General features: G+C 69.9%; 14 protein-coding genes. 10 read left to right on the top strand and 4 right to left on the bottom strand.

What is annotated here, in order from left to right; translation table 11 throughout:
* Positions 1-126 precede the first annotated feature (126 nt).
* On the top strand, positions 127-612 hold the full coding sequence (locus M8542_RS04510) for a DinB family protein (RefSeq protein WP_257918705.1): 486 nt from the start codon (positions 127-129) through the stop codon (positions 610-612).
* Here the strand turns inward: M8542_RS04510 and M8542_RS04505 are convergent.
* Entirely contained in the window at positions 599-1,897 is a 1,299-nt protein-coding gene (locus M8542_RS04505; protein WP_257918704.1) for a lysine N(6)-hydroxylase/L-ornithine N(5)-oxygenase family protein, read from the bottom strand. The two genes, M8542_RS04510 and M8542_RS04505, sit on opposite strands and share 14 nt — an antisense overlap.
* Positions 1,898-2,012: 115 nt before the next feature.
* Between M8542_RS04505 and M8542_RS04500 the strand changes: the two genes are divergently transcribed.
* Positions 2,013-2,957 carry a methionyl-tRNA formyltransferase gene (locus tag M8542_RS04500; protein ID WP_257918703.1) on the top strand — a complete coding sequence of 315 codons (945 nt, stop codon included), beginning with the start codon at positions 2,013-2,015 and terminating at the stop codon, positions 2,955-2,957.
* 5 nt (positions 2,958-2,962) lie between these two features.
* Here the strand turns inward: M8542_RS04500 and M8542_RS04495 are convergent, their stop codons facing one another.
* Positions 2,963-3,940 (bottom strand): hypothetical protein, encoded by a 978-nt coding sequence (locus M8542_RS04495; RefSeq protein ID WP_257918702.1) that lies wholly within the window; start codon positions 3,938-3,940, stop codon positions 2,963-2,965.
* 121 nt (positions 3,941-4,061) lie between these two features.
* Here M8542_RS04495 and M8542_RS04490 point away from each other — a divergent pair, with 121 nt between their 5' ends.
* From M8542_RS04490 to M8542_RS04475, 4 genes are all read left to right on the top strand, one after another.
* Entirely contained in the window at positions 4,062-6,149 is a 2,088-nt protein-coding gene (locus M8542_RS04490) for an alpha-galactosidase (RefSeq protein ID WP_257918701.1), read from the top strand.
* Positions 6,150-6,262: 113 nt separating this feature from the next.
* Complete coding sequence (locus tag M8542_RS04485) at positions 6,263-7,534, top strand: extracellular solute-binding protein (RefSeq protein ID WP_257918700.1); 1,272 nt, start codon at positions 6,263-6,265, stop codon at positions 7,532-7,534.
* A complete protein-coding gene (locus M8542_RS04480; RefSeq protein ID WP_308210238.1) occupies positions 7,516-8,487 on the top strand; it encodes a carbohydrate ABC transporter permease in 972 nt (323 codons plus the stop codon). Before M8542_RS04485 ends, M8542_RS04480 begins: the two co-directional genes overlap by 19 nt.
* Complete coding sequence (locus tag M8542_RS04475; RefSeq protein ID WP_257918698.1) at positions 8,484-9,305, top strand: carbohydrate ABC transporter permease; 822 nt, start codon at positions 8,484-8,486, stop codon at positions 9,303-9,305. Before M8542_RS04480 ends, M8542_RS04475 begins: the two co-directional genes overlap by 4 nt.
* Before the next feature lie 820 nt (positions 9,306-10,125).
* Here M8542_RS04475 and M8542_RS04470 read toward each other — a convergent pair.
* The gene (locus M8542_RS04470; RefSeq protein ID WP_257918697.1) at positions 10,126-10,605 is read right to left on the bottom strand and encodes a GNAT family N-acetyltransferase; all 480 of its coding nucleotides are present in this window, start codon (positions 10,603-10,605) and stop codon (positions 10,126-10,128) included.
* The gene (locus M8542_RS04465; RefSeq protein WP_257918696.1) at positions 10,602-12,239 is read right to left on the bottom strand and encodes an ABC-F family ATP-binding cassette domain-containing protein; all 1,638 of its coding nucleotides are present in this window, start codon (positions 12,237-12,239) and stop codon (positions 10,602-10,604) included. The genes M8542_RS04470 and M8542_RS04465 overlap by 4 nt, the downstream gene beginning before the upstream one ends.
* Positions 12,240-12,387: 148 nt before the next feature.
* Between M8542_RS04465 and M8542_RS04460 the strand changes: the two genes are divergently transcribed.
* From M8542_RS04460 to M8542_RS04445, 4 genes are all read left to right on the top strand, one after another.
* Complete coding sequence (locus M8542_RS04460) at positions 12,388-13,299, top strand: PaaX family transcriptional regulator (RefSeq protein WP_257918695.1); 912 nt, start codon at positions 12,388-12,390, stop codon at positions 13,297-13,299.
* 2 nt (positions 13,300-13,301) lie between these two features.
* On the top strand, positions 13,302-14,081 hold the full coding sequence (locus tag M8542_RS04455; protein WP_257918694.1) for an enoyl-CoA hydratase/isomerase family protein: 780 nt from the start codon (positions 13,302-13,304) through the stop codon (positions 14,079-14,081).
* Between the two features lie 162 nt (positions 14,082-14,243).
* The gene (locus M8542_RS04450) at positions 14,244-16,457 is read left to right on the top strand and encodes a glycosyl hydrolase family 18 protein (protein ID WP_257919225.1); all 2,214 of its coding nucleotides are present in this window, start codon (positions 14,244-14,246) and stop codon (positions 16,455-16,457) included.
* Positions 16,458-16,632: 175 nt separating this feature from the next.
* Positions 16,633-17,805, top strand: a complete 1,173-nt coding sequence (locus M8542_RS04445; protein ID WP_257918693.1) for an alginate lyase family protein — start codon at positions 16,633-16,635, stop codon at positions 17,803-17,805.
* Positions 17,806-17,878 lie beyond the last annotated feature (73 nt).

Genomic DNA, 17,878 nt, shown 5'->3' with positions numbered 1-17,878 from the left:
CATCGCCGGCAAGTCCGGCCCCGGGGTGTCTTCTGCCGGAGCGACCATGGGCGCTATCCTGAACGCGGCCCACCTCGTGTCGTCCCGAGGTTCGTCCGGCCACCATCCCACGTTTGGAGCTGACCTGTGTTCGTGCTGCCCGAAACCACCACCGGACCCGAGCGCCGCCTGCTGGAGGCGACGATGGACCGCAACCGCCGCGCGGTGATCGACACCGCGCGCGGCCTTTCCGAAGCCGACGCGCGGGAACGGCTGGTCACGTCAATGACGACGCCGATCGGCCTGGTCAAGCACGCCGCGATGGCGGAACGCCGGTGGTTCCAGCTGTTCCTGCTGGACCTGCCCGAGTCCGAGTGCGACGGCCCGACCACCCCCGGCGACCCGAGTTTCGTGGTCGCCGAGGACGAAACGCTGCCCGAGGTGATCGCCGACTTCGAGCGCGCGAGCGCCCGGTCCCGCGAGATCGCGGCCGGCTTCGCCCTCGACGACACGTGGACCCACGACGTCCTGGGCGAGGTCAACCTCAGGTTCGTCTACCTGCTGCTGATCGAGGACTTCGCCCGGCACGCTGGCCACGGCGACATCCTGCGGGAGCAGCTCACCGCGCGCTGACCGCGTACTCCCCCGCCGGCTCGGCGACCACCCGCCGGTCCACAATGGACTGCAGGATCTCCCCCACCCGCACGGCGGTGTTCGACAGCAGCGAAGACGTGATGCCGTGCGTGTGCTCGGTGCCGCCCTGCAGGTAGATCCCCCCACGCAGGGGCAGCTCCGTCGTCAGCCGGTAGTCGCGTTCGACGCGCAGGCGGCCGGACTCGTCGCGCAGGAAGCTGCCGCCGAGGTCGCCGAGCAGCGGCGTCGGGTCCGCGGGCCGGTAGCCCGTCGCGTACACCACCGCGTCGGCGTCCAAGACCGTCCGCGCACCCGTCGTCAGCGACTCCACCGTCACCGCGCCCGAAGGCGTCACCTCCACCGGCCGCGAGACGTTGAACAGCCGCAACCGCTCCACGCCCAGCACCTTCTCGCGGTACATGCGGCGGTACAGCTCGTCGATGAGCTCGATGTCGACCGCCGAATAGTTCGTCGCGCCGTGGTAGCGCATCAGGCGGTCCTTGACCGGCTCGCCCGCGCGGTAGAACTGGTCGACCGCGTCCGGGTCGAAGATGCGGTTCGCGAACGCGCTGTCGTCGGCCGGGCTGTAGCCGTAGCGTGCGAACACCGCGCACACCTCGGCGCGCGGGAACTCGTCGTGCAGCAGCGCCGCGACCTCCGCCGCGCTCTGCCCGGCGCCGACCACGACGAACCGCCGCGGCGAAGCATCGCGCAGGGCTTCTACGCGGAACAGCAGCTCGCTGTTGTGCCAGATCCGCTCACCCGCGGTGACGCCCTCGGGCAGCTGCGGCCGCAGACCCGTGCCCACCACCAGGTTCCGCGCACGCAGCGACGACCCGTCCGAGGCCTCGACGTCGAAGAAGGCGACCTCCGAGCCGTCGTACACCGGCTTCACCGCTACCACTTCGGTGCCGTACGAGACGACGTCGTCGACCTTCGCGGCCGCCCATTCGAAGTAGTCGTGGAACTCGACGCGCAGCGGGAACAGGTTCTTGTGGTTGATGAAGTCGACCAGCCGGCCGGCCGCGTGCAGGTAGTTGAGGAAGCTGAACTCGCTGGTCGGGTTGCGCATGGTGACCAGGTCCTTGAGGAACGACACCTGCATGGTCGCGGTGTCGATCAGCATCCCGCGGTGCCAGCCGAACTCAGGCTGCCGCTCGAGGAAGTGCGCGGTGACGGGTTCGCCAGGACCGGCGTTGTGCTCGGCGAGGGCGATCGCGAGGGCCAGGTTCGACGGTCCGAAGCCCACGCCGACGATGTCGTAGATCGGGACCTCTGCACTCATGTTGCTCCCTCGCGCGCTCCGGTACGGTTCAGGGAACCCTAACCTAACTAAGGCGAGCCTCGCCTAGTACGTTCGTGGTGATGTTCGTCCCCCGATCACGAAAGGGCACACTCGAATGCGCGTGGCGATGTTCGGCTACCAGACCTGGGGGCACCGGACCCTGCAGGCGCTCATCGACGCGGGGCACGAGGTCGCGCTCGTGGTCACGCACCCGAAGAGCGACCACGCCTACGAGCGGATCTGGGCCGACTCGGTCGCCGACCTCGCCGAGGCCAACGGCATCCGCGTCCTGCTGCGCAACCGCCCGGACGACGCCGAGCTGCTGGCCGAGCTGAAGGCCGCCGACCTCGACCTGATCGTCGCGAACAACTGGCGCACCTGGCTCCCGCCGGAGCTGTTCGAGCTGCCGCGCCACGGCACCCTCAACATCCACGACTCGCTGCTGCCGGCCTACGCGGGCTTCTCGCCCCTCATCTGGGCGATGATCAACGGCGAGCCGGAGGTCGGCGTGACCGCCCACATGATGGACGGCGAGCTCGACGCGGGCGACATCGTCCTCCAGCGCGCGATCCCGGTCGGCCCGGCGGACACCACGACCGACCTCTTCCACCGCACGGTGGACCTGATCGCGCCGATCACCGCCGAGGCCATCCAGCTCATCCAAAACGGCTACACGCCGGTGCCGCAGGACCGGACGAAGGCCAGCTTCTTCCACAAGCGCGCGGCACGGGACAGCCTCATCGACTGGACGGCGGACCCGGCCGACATCGAGCGGTTCGTGCGGGCGCTGTCGGACCCGTACCCGAACGCGTTCGCCTACCACCGCGGCCAGGAGTTGCGGATCCTGCGGGCGTCGGTGTCGAAGGGGCACTACGGCGGCACGCCGGGCCGGATCTTCATCCGCGAGGGCGACGGCGTGGTGATCGTCGCCGGCCCGGACGCGCGCCGCGGCCAGTCCCCGGGCCTGCTGGTGGAGCGGGTCCGCACGGCCGACGGCACGGACCTGCCGGCGGCCGAGTACTTCAAGACGATGGGCGGGTACCTGACCGACCGGCCCTGAGCTGCTCAGTCGTCCTTGCCCCGCGCCGGCGGTTCGGCCGTGGTCCGGTCCGCGGCGCCGGGCAAGGTGCGCACGATCGTGTCCTGCGCCCGGCGTTCGCTGAACCCGGCGAGGAACGCGAGGCCGGCGAAGAACAACGTCACCTGCTCACCCGCGCCGGGCACGGCGATCGGCACCAGCCCGGCGCGGACGAGCACGAACATCGCCGCGCCGAACACCGCGCCGATGATCAGCCGGAAGCAGCCGGACAGGATGACCACGAGCCAGCCCTGCTCGAGGCTCACCCGCACCTTCTGCCGGTTCGCCGTGCGCGTCATGACGCTCAGGATCGCGCCGACGGCGCCGGACACCAGGCAGATGATCAGCTGCGAGCCGATCTCGACCGCCAAGGGCAGGAACGAGACGGCGACGGCCACCGCGGTGGCCGCGACGACCCCGACCGCGAGCCCGCCGAGGTAGCGGACCAGCGCCCGGTCCAGGGCCGCCTCGCGCGCGTTCTGCTCGATCTGGCGGATCTCCTTGCGGGCCGACGCGACCGCCGCGGTCACCCGTTCGCGCTTCTGCGCGGCTCCCACCATCGCGTCGAGCACGCTCAGCAGCGCGACGGCCGTGGTGTAGATGCCCTGCGCCAGGATCTCCTGCGTCTGTCCGTGCAGCAGCACGGAGTACTTCCGCTCCACCCGGCGGGCCGAGCGGAACACGTCGTCGAACTCGGTGCTGCTTTCGACCGGGTCGTAGAAGAGCCGGGTCTTGTAGAAGACGCCGTCCTTGGCGACGAGCAGCAGGGCCGCCCGGAAGTTGTTGGCGTAGTACTCCTCCACGATCTTCCCTTGCGCGGCCTCGTAAGCCGTGCGCAACGCCGCGAACCGCGGGCGCCCGGGCTCCTGGTACGCCACGACGAGGTCGTACACGCCCGGGCTGTCACCCCGCGCCTGCTCCGCCTGGTCCGGCGGCACGCCGATCGTCCTGCTGCTGACCACCATCGCGATCTCCCCTCGCTCGTCAGTTCAGAGCGCCTCGCCCGGGCGTGGATACACCTTCCGGGGAACCGGTCAGCGGGACGCCGCTTGGCCGCGCGGCCGTCCCGCCAGCAGGATGGCGCGCATGGCCGAGATCAGCTTCGACGCCGACCGCCGCGGCTGGGTGCTCAGCGGCGAGTCGAGCACCTACGCCCTGCGGCTCGACGAAGACGACGTGCCGACCCACGTCTTCTGGGGCCCGAAGCTGACCGCCGCCGAAGTCCGTGAGCTCGACACCGAAACCCGGCCCTGGTGGGACGGGTTCAACGATCCGGACGAGGGCATCGGCGAACTCGCCGCGGACGGCGGGACCCGGTACTGGACCCCGGCCTTGCAAGTCCGCTTCGGCGACGGCACCCGAGCCCTCGAATGGCGGTACCAGGACCACGAAATCACCGGGCCGCACCTGGAAATCCGGTTCGCCGACCGCCACTACCCGCTCCGGGTCAGCCTGCACTACCGGCTGCGCGGCGACGTCGTCGAGCGCTGGACCGAACTGTCGGCGGACACCGACGTCGAGGTCGTCCGGGCCGACTCCGCGACCTGGGCGCTGCCCGTGTCCGACGACTACCGGCTCAGTCACGTCACCGGGCGCTGGGCCGCGGAGACCCAGCTCCGCCGCGTTTCCGCGCCGCACGGCGAGACCGTCTTCGCGAGCCGCCGCGGGATCACCGGCCACCACGCCAACCCGTGGGTGATGGTCGACGACGGCACGGCGACCGAGCGCCACGGCGAGGTCTACGGCGTCGCCCTGGCGTGGAGCGGCTCGTGGCGGCTGACCACCACCCGGGCGTCCACCGGGCGGCTGACCGTGAGCGGCGGCTTCGGCCAGGACGGCGTCACCCACCGCGTCGGGCCCGGCCGGCCGCTGCGCACGCCGGTCATGGCCGGGCTGTACACGCGGGGCGGGTTCGGCGCCGCGAGCCGCGCCTGGCACGCGTACGTCCGCGAGCATGTCCTCCCGCACCCCGGCGAGCTGCGCCCGGTGCTCTACAACTCCTGGGAGGCCACGGGATTCGACGTCACCGAGGCCGGCCAGCGCGCGCTCGCCGAGCGGGCCGCGGCACTCGGGGTCGAGCTGTTCGTCATGGACGACGGCTGGTTCGGCGCGCGCACGGGCGACCACGCCGGCCTCGGCGACTGGCACGTCAACCGCGAGCGCTTCCCCGACGGCCTGAAGCCGCTCGTCGCCACGGTGCACGGGCTCGGGATGCGGTTCGGCATCTGGGTCGAGCCGGAGATGGTCAACCCCGACAGCGACCTCTACCGCGCCCACCCGGACAGGGTGCTGCACCACCCGCACCGCCGCCGGTCGGAGCTGCGCAACCAGCTCGTGCTCAACTTCGCCCGCGCCGACGTGGCCGCGTGGGCCCACGAGTGGCTCGACCGGCTCGTCGGCGAGCACGGCGTCGACTTCCTCAAGTGGGACATGAACCGCCCGTTCAGCGAGGCGGGCTGGCCCGGGGACGACGACCCCGACCGGCTGTGGACCGAGCACACCGACGCGGTTTACGCGCTCATGGACCGGTTGCGCGCCGACCATCCCGGCCTGCGGATCGAGGCGTGCGCCGGTGGGGGCGGCCGGCTCGACCTCGGCGTGCTCGCGCGCGCCGACCAGGTCTGGACGTCGGACAACACCGACACGCTCGACCGGCTGCGGATCCAGCACGGCTTCGGGCAGCTCTACCCGGCGCGCGCGATGTCGGCGTGGGTCACCGACAACCCCAGCTTCGTCACGGCGCGGTCGGCGCCGCTGCGGTTCCGGTTCCACGTCGCCATGGCCGGGGTGCTCGGCGTCGGCGGCGACATCGTGCACTGGTCCGACGAAGACTTGGCGTTCGCGCGGGAGATGATCGCGCTGTACCGGGACATCCGGCCGGTCGTCCAGCTCGGCGCGCTGTACCGGCTGCGGCCGCCGGCCGACGACGGCGTCACCGCGCTGCAGTACGTCCACGAGGACCGGGTGGTCGTCTTCGCCTACCGGCAAGCCGCGCACTTCAACGACCCCGCGCGACCGCTGCGGCTCGACGGCCTCGATCCCGCTCACCGGTACCTGGATCCGGATTCCGGGCGCACGCACAGCGGCGCGGTCCTGCTCGCCCACGGGCTGCCCCTCGGGCTGCCGACCGGCGACTTCTCGAGTGCAGTCATCCGATTGCAGCGAAAGATCTGATCTCTCGACGGTTCTTGCCCGCAATTCGCCGGAATTCGAGCCTTGACACCGCATCAGACGTCCGATCAAATGCCTCGTACATCACATATGGTGGGTGGCATGTGGGAGGCGCGATGAGAAGGTCCCTGGCGCTGGGAGCGGCGGTGCTCCTGGCGGTGAGCGGGTGTTCGGTCGGGACGAACTCCGGCGGCGGCGGTGCCGCGGAGATCACCTTCCTGACGTTCGAAACCCCGAACCTCACCCCCGCCTACTGGGACGCGGCGATCAAGCGCGTCACCGACAAGAACCCGGGGATCACGGTCAAGAAGCTCGTCGCGCCGACCGCCGACGGCCGGACCTCGTACGCGAAGCAGCTGCTGCAGTCCGGCCAGTTCCCGGACGTGATGATCGCCGTCGACTCGGCGGGTTTCGCCGAAGCGGGCAACCTGTACGCGTGGACACCCGACGAGCTCAAGGACTTCCAGTTCCCCGAAGCCAACCCGGTGCACGGCAAGTACTACCAGCTGCCGGCGAACACCCAGACCATCCCGCCGGTCTACTACAACAAGAAGATGTTCGCCGACGCGGGCATCACGACGACGCCGAAGACCTGGGCCGAGCTGGAAACCGACGCCGGCAAGCTCAAGGACAAGGGTTTCGCGCCGTTCACCATCGGCGGCGGCAAGGACGGCTTCCCGTCGTCGATGATCCTCTCCGGACTCGTCAGCACCGAGGTGTACGACACGATGCCGGACTGGCTCACCCAGCGCCGTCAGGACAAGGTCAAGTTCGCCGATCCCGCGTTCCAGAAGGCGTTCTCGAAGCTCGCCGACCTCGCGGCGAAGGGGTATGTGGACAAGACCAGCGTGTCCCGCGACTACGCCGCGACCGAGCAGGCGTTCCTCGACGGCAAGAGCGCGATGTACCCGATGGGCAACTGGTTCGCCGCCAACGCGGACTCCAAGAAGCACGATTTCGAGATCGGCGTCTTCGACTTCCCCACCGAGGACGGCAAGCTCGTCGTCCCCGCCTACACCGGCGGCGGCATGATCGTGAACGCCAAGGCCACCCACCTGGACGCGGCGAAGAAGTTCGCTCTCGGCTTCCAGCTCGACAAGGACCAACTCGACGCGTCGGTCAAGGCCGACGGCCTGTTCCCGGCGATCAAGGGCTACACCCCGCCGGCCGGCGTCGGGCCGACGTTCAAGGCGGGTTACGACCTCTACACGAAAGCCGTGCAGCAGAACGCGGTGGTGCACGCGTTCCGCTGGGAGACCGCCGACGACGGGCTGCTGCCCGGGATGAAGGACAAGGTCGACCAGGCCGCCCAGGACGTCATCACCGGCCGCAAGTCCGTGGCCGACGCGTGCGCGTTCCTGGACACCGAGTGGGCGAAGGCGGGCTGACGCACTTGGCCGCCGTCGTCAGTCCTCCCGCTCCCCCGTCGTCGCGACGGGTGCCCGCGCACCGCCGCCGGCGCAAGCCGATCCTGCCGCGGGTGTGGCACTTCGCTTCGTTCGGCGCGCCGGGGGTGCTCGTCTACCTGTGTTTCGTGCTGGCGCCGATCCTGATCAGTTTCGGCTACAGCCTCACGAACTACAACCCGTTCAACCCGCCGGTGAAGTTCGTCGGCTTCGACAACTACCGGCTGCTGTTCACCGACGAGCAGTTCCTCACCGCGCTCGAGGTCACGACGATCCTGACGCTGGTCGTGGTGATCGTGCCGAACGTGCTGGGGCTGGGCGTGGCGTTGCTGCTGGACCGGAAGGGCTGGCTGTACAACGCTTTGCGGAGCGTGTTCTTCACGCCGGTGATCCTCAGCTCGGTCGTCGTGTCGATCGTCTGGTCGCGGCTGCTCGACGATCAGGGCCCGCTGAACACCGTCCTGCGTTCCCTCGGTGTCGAGCACCCGCCGGGCTGGCTGTCGGACCCGGACGTCGCGTTGTATTCGGTGGCGTCGATCGTGTGCTGGCAGATGCTCGGGTTCTGCGTCGTCGTCTACCTCGCCGGGTTGCAGGGCGTGCCGCAGGAGCTGCTGGAGGCGGCGGAGATCGACGGCGCCGGGCCGCTGCGGCGGTTCCGCGCGGTCACCTGGCCGCTGCTGGCGCCGTCGCTGACGATCAACACGGTGGTGCTGCTCATTTCGGCGTTCAAGACCTACGACTACGTCAAGGTGATCACCAACGGCGGCCCGGGCTCGGGCGCGACGGCGACCATCGCGTTCGACGTGCTGCAGACCGGCTTCGACTCGAACCACGTCGGGTACGCGTCCGCGATGGCGGTGCTGATGCTGGTGATCGTCGCGGTGGTGACGACGGTCGTGCTGGGTTTCCTGCGCCGCCGGGAGGTGGACCTGTGACGCGCTCCTGGCTGCGGCCGTCGGTCGCGCTCGTCGTCAGCGCGGTGTTCTTCGTGCCGCTGTACCTAGTGCTGACGAACGTCTTCAAGCAAGGCGACCACATCGCTTCTTCGCCGGCCTCCCTCCCGCTGCCGCCGACGCTGGCCAACATCCACGCGGTCCTGACCCGCCCGGACGGCCTGTTCTGGGTCAGCCTGACCAATTCGATCGTCGTGACGGTGCTGTCGATCCTGGTGCTGACGGTGCTTTCGGCCCTGCTGGGGCACTACCTGGCGCGCTCGGGCAAGCGGTGGACGAAGGTGCTGACGCTCGTGCTCCTGGCCGGGTTGATGATCCCGCCACAGGTGATCCTCATCCCGATCACCGACGTCCTGCGGGTCACCCACCTGATGGCGACGCTGCAGGGCTTGGTGCTGTTCAACGTGGGTTACTACGTGCCGTTCGGGGTGTTCGTGTTCACCGGGTTCATCCGTGGTGTGCCGGTGGAGCTGGAGGAGGCGGCGCTGCTGGACGGCGCGAGCCGGATGCAGGTGTTCTGGCGGGTGGTCTTCCCGCTGCTACGCCCGGCGACGGCGTCGGTGCTGATCTTCCTGGGAGTGTGGATCTGGAACGACTTCATCGACCCGCTGATCATCCTGGGCCCCAGCCAGGGCACGACGATCACGACCGGTATCTACCGGTCCATCGGCCAGTACCAGGCGGATCTCGGGAGCGTGTTCGCGCTGATGTTCCTGGCGACGTTGCCGGTGTTGATCTTTTACTTGGCGCTGCAGAAGCAGTTCGTGAAGGGCTTGACCGGCGGGGCCACCAAGGGGTGAGCAGTGCTCTCGGTTGAGAGCGTTGGTCGCGCGGGTGCTGGGCGGCGCTCACTTCCGAGAGCACCGCTCTCGGCCAGCGCTGCCAGCACTGCTCAGCTCCGAGAGCACCGCTCTCGGCCAGGTCTGAGCGGTGCACCCAACCGAGAGCACCGCTCACAACCTGCGCCACCCGCCATGCCCACCCGAGAGCACCGCTCACCCACCGCCGCGAACGCCGCTTGAGGTCGAGAGCACCGCTCTCGCCATGCTTGCCCGCACGGCCCACCTCCGAGAGCACCGCTCTCGCCATGCTTGCCCGCACGGCTCACCTCCGAGAGCACCGCTCTCGCCGTGCTTGCCCGCACGGCTCACCTGCGAGAGCATCGCTCTCGGTCGGGTCGGAGCGCCGCACCCACCCGAGAGCACCGCTCACGAACCGCGCAGCCGCCAGCCCACCCAGAGCACTGCTCGCGGCTTGAACAGCCCGTCATACCCACCCGGGAGCACCGCTCATGACCCCGCGCAGCCGCCGCACCCACCCGAAGAGCGCCGCTCGCGACCCGTGCCACCCGCCGCTCTCAACCGAGAGCACCGCTCACCCTCCGGCGCGGCCACCGCTCAAGGCCGAGAGCACCGCTCACATGCCGTCCGCCAAGGCGCTCAAAACCGAGAGCACTGCTCGCTGCGACCGCAAGTTGCCCCCGCAAGTCGAGAGCACCGCTCACTCCACGCAGCACTGCTCACCCGCCCCGCGGAACGCCGCTCAAAGTCGAGAGCACTGCTCTCGGCACCCACAGCCCGCCGCTCTGAACCAAGAGCACCGCTCACACACAAGCACCCGCTAGAGCACCTTCACCATGGTGTCGGAGTCCACCCCTCGACCCACGACCTCATACCCCACGGCGAGATAAAGCTCCCGCGCAAAGTTCTTCCGCTCGACACTGAGGCTGATCCGCCCGATCCCACAGCCCCGCGCCGACGCCTCGACACCAGCGAGCAACGCCCGCCCGACACCCCGCCCACGCCAGGAAGCGACCACACCGATCGTCAACTCCGGCACATCGGCGGCAACGAACCCGTACCCAGGTGCCTCAGCCGAAAAGAACCGCAGCCAAGCCGCACCGACCGGCTCCCCGGATGACTCGGCAACCACCCCGAGATCGTCCTCGAGCGGCCACCCGGCCAGGTAATGCGCGGTGTTCGGCGCCGCCAGCACACGCCGGCGCGACTTCCGCTTCCACTCCGGCGACCAGTTGACCGCCTCGACGAGCATGTCAGCGAGAAAGCCGAAGTCCGACCGGCCCGCCGGCCGCACGATCACAGCTCGCGGACCTTCCCCCCGTCGACCTCGAGACGACGGGTCACGTGCACCGCGTCCAGCATCCGGCGATCGTGCGTGACCAGCAGCAACGTCCCCGGGTACTTGTCCAGCGCCGACTCCAGCTGCTCGATCGCCGGCAGGTCGAGGTGGTTGGTCGGCTCGTCCAGCACCAGCAGGTTCACCCCGCGCGCCTGCAGCAGAGCCAACGCCGCCCGCGTCCGCTCGCCCGGCGAGAGCGTCGCCGCGGATCGCATGACGTGTGCGGCCTTGAGACCGAACTTGGCCAGCAGGGTCCGCACGTCCGCGTCCGGGAACTCAGGCACTTCCCGGGCGAAAGCCGCCGCGAGCGGAACGTCGCCGAGGAACAGCCGCCGTGCCTGGTCGACCTCGCCGACCACCACGCCCGGCCCCAGCGCGGCCGCACCTTCGTCCAGCGGCAGCCGGCCGAGGAGGGCGGCCAGCAGCGTCGACTTGCCGGCGCCGTTCGCGCCGGTGATGGCGACCTTGTCCGCCCAGTCGACCTGCAGGTCGACCGGCCCGAGCGTGAACCCGCCGCGCCGCACGACCGCACCCCGCAGCGTCGCGACCACCGCGCCCGCCCGCGGCGCCGCGGCGATCTCCATCCGCAGCTCCCACTCCTTGCGCGGCTCCTCGACGACCTCCAGGCGCTCGATCATCCGATCGGTCTGCCGCGCCTTCGACGCCTGCTTCTCCGTCGCCTCGGTCCGGAACTTGCGCGCGGACTTGTCGTTGTCGGGCTGCTTCCGGCGGGCGTTCTTGACGCCCTTCTCCATCCACGCCCGCTGCATCCGCCCCCTCGCCTCCAGCGAAGCCTTCGTGTCGGCGTACTCCTCGTACTCCTCACGCGCGTGCCGCCGCGCGACCTCGCGTTCCTCGAGATAGGACTCGTAACCACCGCCGTAGACGTTGACCTGCTGCTGCGCCAGGTCCAGCTCGACGACGCGGTCGACGGTCCGGGCGAGGAACTCGCGGTCGTGGCTGACCAGCACCGTCGCCGCCCGCAGTCCGGCCACGAACCGCTCCAGCCGGGCCAGGCCGTCGAGGTCGAGGTCGTTCGTCGGCTCGTCGAGCAGGAAGACGTCGTAGCGGCTCAGCAGCAGCGACGCGAGCCCGGCGCGCGCGGCCTGGCCACCGGACAACGACGTCATCGGCTGGTCCAGGTCGACAGCCAGGCCCAGGTCGGCGGCCACTTCGGCGGCACGGTCGTCGAGGTCGGCGCCGCCGAGGGCGAGCCACCGGTCCAGCGCCGCGGCGTACTGGTCGTCCGCGCCCGGCGAGCCCGCCGTCAGCGCTTCGGTCGCCGCGTCCAGGTCGGCCTGCGCCGACGACACGCCGGTGCGCCGCGCCAGGAACTCCCGCACCGACTCGCCTTCCCGGCGTTCCGGCTCCTGCGGGAGGTGCCCGACGGTCGCGGTCGGCGGGTTCAGCCGGATCTCCCCGCCGTCCGGTTTCGCGAGCCCGGCCAGGGTCCGCAGCAGCGTCGACTTGCCGGCGCCGTTGACGCCGACCAGGCCGACGACGTCGCCCGGCGCGACCACGAGGTCGAGGCCCGAGAAGAGGGTGCGATCGCCGTGGCCCGCGGCCAGGTCCTTCGCGACGAGAGTTGCGCTCATGAGGTAGCCGAGTCTACGGGGCGGTGGTGAAGGGTCAGATCATGGTCAAAGCCACCGACTGTGTGTGTCCGGTGGCGCTTTGATCACTGAGTGTGGGTACCCTGTTCGGTTGTCGAGACCCCCTGTGCAGTGAGGTTGGTGAACTCAGATGGGCGAACCCGCTCCCCCGGTCACCCTCGGCCGCCGGCCGAAGCCGAGGGAAGGCCGCCCGTCCGCGCCCCGGCCGACGGTGAGCCGGCGCCGCGAGGTCAGCCACGCCAGCGCGCGGTCGCTGCTGATGACCGTGCTCGGCGAGTACGCGCTCCCGCGGGACAAGCCGGTCTGGACGTCGATGCTGGTCGAGGTGCTCGGTGTGCTCGACATCGAGGAGAAGTCGGCGCGGCAGGCGCTGGCCCGCTCGGCCGCCGAAGGCTGGGTGGTCTCCGAGCGCGTCGGGCGCCGGGTGCGCTGGTCGCTGACGCCGCCGGGCCGCCGTCTGCTGACCGAGGGCGCCGACCGGATCTACGCGTTCGGCCGCGAGGAGCGCAGCTGGGACGGGCGGTGGCTGATGCTCATCGTGTCGGTGCCGGAGGCCAAGCGCGACCTGCGCCACCGGCTGCGCACCCGGCTGACCTGGGCGGGCTTCGGCTCGCCGGTGGCCGGCGTCTGGGTCAGCCCGGACCTGAGCCGCCAGCGGGAGGCCCAGCAGATCGTCACCGAGCTGGGCCTCGAGGCGCAGGCGATGTCGTTCACCGCCGCGTACGGCGAGGTCGGCGAGCAGGAGACGATGGTGGCCCGGTCCTGGGACCTGACCGAGCTCAAGGACCGCTACGAGGACTTCATCGACCGGTTCACCGGGCTGCGACCGACCGGCGGCCAGGCGGTGCTGCGCGCGCAGACCGAGCTGGTGCACGAGTGGCGGCGGTTCCCGTTCCTCGACCCGCAACTGCCCGCGGAGCTCCTGCCGGCGAAGTGGAGCGGGACGAAAGCCGCGGAACTGTTCCATCACAAACACGTCGACTGGCGCCCGGAGGCCCAGCAGTATTGGGACGACATCGTCTCCGCCGAAGAAGCAGGGTGAACATGGCTCAGCACGTCCGCCTCGACCGTGACGGCGGGCTCGCCGTCCTGACGATCGACGCTCCGCCGTTGAACCTCTACACCGCTTCCCTGCAGGCTTCGCTGTCCTCGGCCCTCGACGAGCTGGAAGCGTCGCCCGCGCGGGCGCTGCTCATCCGCGCCGAGGGCAAGGTCGTCAGCGGCGGCGTGGACGTCTCGCTGTTCGACGCGCAGGGTTCGCCCGCCGAGGCGAAGGTGCTGTTCGACGAGATGCTCGCGGTGCCGGACCGGATCGCCGCGTTGCCGTTCCCGACCGTGTTCGCCGCCCACGGCCTGTGCCTGACCTGGGCGTTCGAGGTCGCGGTGGCCTGCGATCTCATCCTGGCCGCGTCGCGGGCGAAGTTCGGGCTCGTCGAGAAGGTCGTCGGCCTGACCCCGACCATGGGCGGCACCCAGCGGCTCGCCGCGCGGGCGGGCGTCGGCCGCGCCAAGGAGTTCGTGATGACCGGCGACACCTACGACGCCGCGACGCTCGAACGCTGGAACGTCGTCAACCGCGTCCTGCCGGACGAGGGGTTCGACGACGCTTGTCGCGAGTTCGCGGCCCGGCTCGCTTCGGGGCCCACCCTGGCGCACGCGGCGACCAAGCGCGTCCTCGACCACTTCTCCGCCGGCGGCGTCCCGGAGGCGAACGCGCACATCACCACCATCGCCGCCGCACTGTTCGAGACCGAAGACCTCCGCAACGCCGTGAAGTCCTTCTTGGCCGACGGACCGGGCAAGGCGAGCTTCTCGGGAAGTTAACCGTCCGTTCGGACGGCGGTTGCCGCCGTTCGGGCCTGCGCGGTTCTCCCCGCACCGGGTTACATTCGATGTGGTCTAGACCACGTCGTCCCCGCCCCCGTGCCGTCTGGAGAAACCGCCATGAGACGCACCTCCACCCGACTACGCTCCGCGCTCGCCGCCTTGCTGATAGCACTCGGTGGCACCGCGGCCCTCGCGCCACCCGCCGCCGCGGCCGGTTCGCTGACCGCCACGCTGGCGATGAGCGGCACCACCGGCACCTACACCGTCGCCAACACCGGGACCGCCTCGGTGAGCAACTGGGCCATCACCTTCACGCTGCCCGCCGGCGTCACCGCTTCGACCGGCGAAAACGGCACGGTGACCCAGAACGGCACGCAGGTCACGCTGACACCGGCGTACTACATCGCGACGCTCGCGCCGGGCCGCACGACCTACCCGTACAGCCCCACGTTCCGGCTCAGCGCGGCCGCGAGCCCCACGCAATGCCGCGTCGACAACGCCAACTGCGACGGTTCTCCGGACACGCCACCGGGCGCGCCGGCCAACCTGCGGCTGGTCGCGAAGACGACCAAGACGGTCGCGCTGGCCTGGAACACGTCGGTGGCCGGCTCGCTGCCGGTGACCGGCTACGACGTCTACCAGGGCAGTTCGCTGGCGACGTCGGTGACCGGGACCAGCGCGACGATCTCCGGGCTCACGCCGGGCACGGCGTACTCGTTCACGGTGAAGGCGAAGGACGCCAAGGGGAACACGTCCCCGGCGAGCGCGGCGCTCTCGGTGACCACCAACAACCCGGCCGACGACACCACCCCGCCGTCCGCGCCGGGTTCGCTGCGCTCGACCGCGGCCGACGCGACGAGCGTCTCGCTGACCTGGGCGGCGTCGAGCGACAACACCGGCGTCGTGAGCTACGACGTCTACCGCGGGTCCACTGTGGCCACCACGGTGACCACGACGTCGGCCGTCGTGACCGGGCTGGCACCGTCCACTTCGTACACGTTCACGGTGCGGGCGCGCGACGGCTACGACAACGTGTCGGCGCCGAGCAACTCCGTTTCGGCGAAGACCGGCGACATCGTGTCGGGCTACGCGAAGGTCGGCTACTTCGTGCAGTGGGGCATCTACGGGCGCCAGTACTTCGTGAAGAACCTCGAGACGTCGGGCGCCGCGTCGAAGCTGACGCACCTGCTCTACGCGTTCGAGAACATCGACCCGGTGAACCTGACCTGCCTGTCCGGCGTCACGAAGGGCACCACGGCGAACCCGCAGGACCCCAACCAGGGTGACGGCGCGGGCGACGCCGAGGCCGACTACTCGCGGCCGTTCTCCGCGGCGCAGTCGGTCGACGGCGTGGCCGACACGGGCTGGGAGTCGTTGCGCGGCAACTTCAACCAGCTCAAGAAGCTCAAGGCGAAGCACCCGAACCTCAAGGTCCTGGTGTCGCTGGGCGGGTGGACGTACTCCAAGTACTTCTCCGACGTCGCGGCCACCGACGCCTCGCGCAAGAAGTTCGTGTCGTCGTGCGTCGACACGTGGATCAAGGGCAACATCGCCTCCTACGGCGGCGCGGGCGGCCCGGGCACGGCGGCCGGCATCTTCGACGGCATCGACCTCGACTGGGAGTGGCCGGCCAGCGCGGACGGGCACCCCGGCAACCACTGGAGCCCGAACGACAAGAACAACCTGACCGCGTTGCTGGCGGAGTTCCGCACGCAGCTCGACGCGTACGGCGCGACGACCGGCAAGCGCTACCAGCTGCACGCGTTCACCCCGGCCGACCCGGCCAAGGTGGCGGCGGGCTGGGACCTGTCGCGCGTCTTCGACTCCCTGGACGTGGCGAACGTGCAGGGGTACGACTTCCACGGGTCGGGCAGTGACAACTCGTGGGAGCCGAACCGGACCGGCCACCAGGGCAACCTGTACGCCGACGCCGACGACCCGTACAACTTCCACTTCAGCGCCGAAGCGGCGATCAACGCGTACACGAACGCGGGCGTCGATCCACGGCGGCTGACCCTCGGCCTGGCCTTCTACGGCCGCGGCTGGCAGGGCGTCGCGGACGGCGGGAAGCACGGCGAGTGGCAGTCCGCGACCGGCGCGGCGCCGGGTCAGTTCGCCGAGGAAGCGGGCACGCGCGGGTACGCGAACCTGGTGGCGAGCGTCCCGGCGTGCACGGTGTACCACGACACGGCCGCGGTGGCGACGTCGTGCTACACGGGCAACGGCGGCCAGTGGTGGACGTTCGACGACGCCTGGTCGATCGGGCTGAAGACGACGTGGCTGAAGCAACGTGGTCTGCTCGGCGTGATGGCGTGGGAGATGTCGGGTGACACCGGGACGTTGATGAACGCGGTGAGCGCCGGGCTCGGCTGAGTTCGTTCAGCCCGCTGAACGGAATTGCCTTTCCGTTCAGCGGGCTGAACATTTTCCGGTTCTTTTCTTCAGGAGGCGAAGAAAGGCCGGTCCGGTTCTTGACGAGCGGTGGTCTGGACCATGAGACTGAGCGGAGCGCGCGCTACCCCCGGACACCGTCGTCTCGAGGAGAGCCATGTCCCGCTTGAGAAAAGTCGTCACGCTCGCCGCCCTGGTACCCCTCGCACTGGGCCTGGTAGCCACTCCCGCGCCCGCCGCACCCGCGACGTTCACCCACCCGGGCGTGCTGGTCAGCCGCCCGCAGCTGGATTTCGTGAAGACGCAGGTGAAAGCCGGCGCCCAGCCGTGGAAAGCCGCGTACGACCAGGCTGTGTCGAGTTCGTACGCGTCGCTTTCCCGCACCCCGAAACCCCGCGCGGTGGTGGAATGCGGGTCCTATTCGAACCCGAACTACGGGTGTACCGACGAGCGGGAAGACGCGATAGCGGCCTACACGGACGCCCTGATCTGGTACATCTCGGGAGACGCGCGTTACGCGCAGAAGGCGATCGCCCTGATGGACGCGTGGTCGGCGACGATCACGAGTCACACCAACAGCAACGCGCCGCTGCAGACGGGCTGGTCGGGCTCGTCCTGGCCCCGCGCGGCGGAGATCATCAAGTACACGTACACGAGCTGGCCGAACTCGGGCCGTTTCGGCACGATGCTGCGCAACGTGTACTTGAACAAAATCATCAACGGCAGCAACAGCAACGGAAACTGGGAACTGTCCATGATGGAGGCCGCGGTGGGCATCTCGGTCTTCCTGGAGGACAAGACGAACTTCGACAAGGCGGTAACCCGCTACCGCAACCGCACGGCGGCGTACGTGTACTTGTCCTCGGACGGCGCCCTGCCCAAGACGGTCCCCGGCAGCGGACTGTCCACCCGAGCCCAGATCGTGAGCTACTGGCAGGGCCAGGGAACCTTCGTGGACGGCTTGACCCAGGAGACCTGCCGCGACTTCACCCACACGGGGTACGGAATAGCGGCAATCGCGGACGTGGCGGAGACGCTGCGCATCCAGGGCCAGGACGTGTACGGAACGGACGTCGGCGAGCGGCTGAGGCAGGCACTGGGCTTCCAGTCGAAGTACCAGCTGGGCACGGCGGTGCCATCGTGGCTGTGCAACGGCTCGTTGAAGCTCGGCCTGGGCCCGGTGACGGAGGTGGGGTTCAACGCGCTGCACACGCGCTTGGGCATCGCGATGACGAACACGCAGACCCTGACGGAGCGCCAGCGCCCGGCGGGCTCGAACAACCTGTTCGTGGCGTGGCAGACGCTGACGCACGCCGGCAACCCGGCTTGAGTGCTTTTGGCGCCGCCTGGCCTGTTTTCGCAGGTCAGGCGGTTCCGGGGGCCGGTTGCAGGGCGGGTAGGCG

It is taken from the genome of Amycolatopsis iheyensis, assembly GCF_024703995.1.
GTDB classification, from domain to species: Bacteria; Actinomycetota; Actinomycetes; order Mycobacteriales; family Pseudonocardiaceae; genus Amycolatopsis; species Amycolatopsis iheyensis.
The sequence above is the reverse complement of the archived record's forward strand: the minus strand, read 5'-3'. Positions and strand labels throughout refer to the sequence as shown.

Coding starts and splice junctions, on each gene's coding strand:
- M8542_RS04505 (WP_257918704.1), bottom strand. CDS start 1,897: ATGAGTGCAGAGGTCCCGATCTACGACATCGTCGGCGTGGGCTTCGGA.
- M8542_RS04500 (WP_257918703.1), top strand. CDS start 2,013: ATGCGCGTGGCGATGTTCGGCTACCAGACCTGGGGGCACCGGACCCTG.
- M8542_RS04495 (WP_257918702.1), bottom strand. CDS start 3,940: ATGGTGGTCAGCAGCAGGACGATCGGCGTGCCGCCGGACCAGGCGGAG.
- M8542_RS04490 (WP_257918701.1), top strand. CDS start 4,062: ATGGCCGAGATCAGCTTCGACGCCGACCGCCGCGGCTGGGTGCTCAGC.
- M8542_RS04485 (WP_257918700.1), top strand. CDS start 6,263: ATGAGAAGGTCCCTGGCGCTGGGAGCGGCGGTGCTCCTGGCGGTGAGC.
- M8542_RS04465 (WP_257918696.1), bottom strand. CDS start 12,239: ATGAGCGCAACTCTCGTCGCGAAGGACCTGGCCGCGGGCCACGGCGAT.
- M8542_RS04460 (WP_257918695.1), top strand. CDS start 12,388: ATGGGCGAACCCGCTCCCCCGGTCACCCTCGGCCGCCGGCCGAAGCCG.
- M8542_RS04455 (WP_257918694.1), top strand. CDS start 13,302: ATGGCTCAGCACGTCCGCCTCGACCGTGACGGCGGGCTCGCCGTCCTG.
- M8542_RS04445 (WP_257918693.1), top strand. CDS start 16,633: ATGTCCCGCTTGAGAAAAGTCGTCACGCTCGCCGCCCTGGTACCCCTC.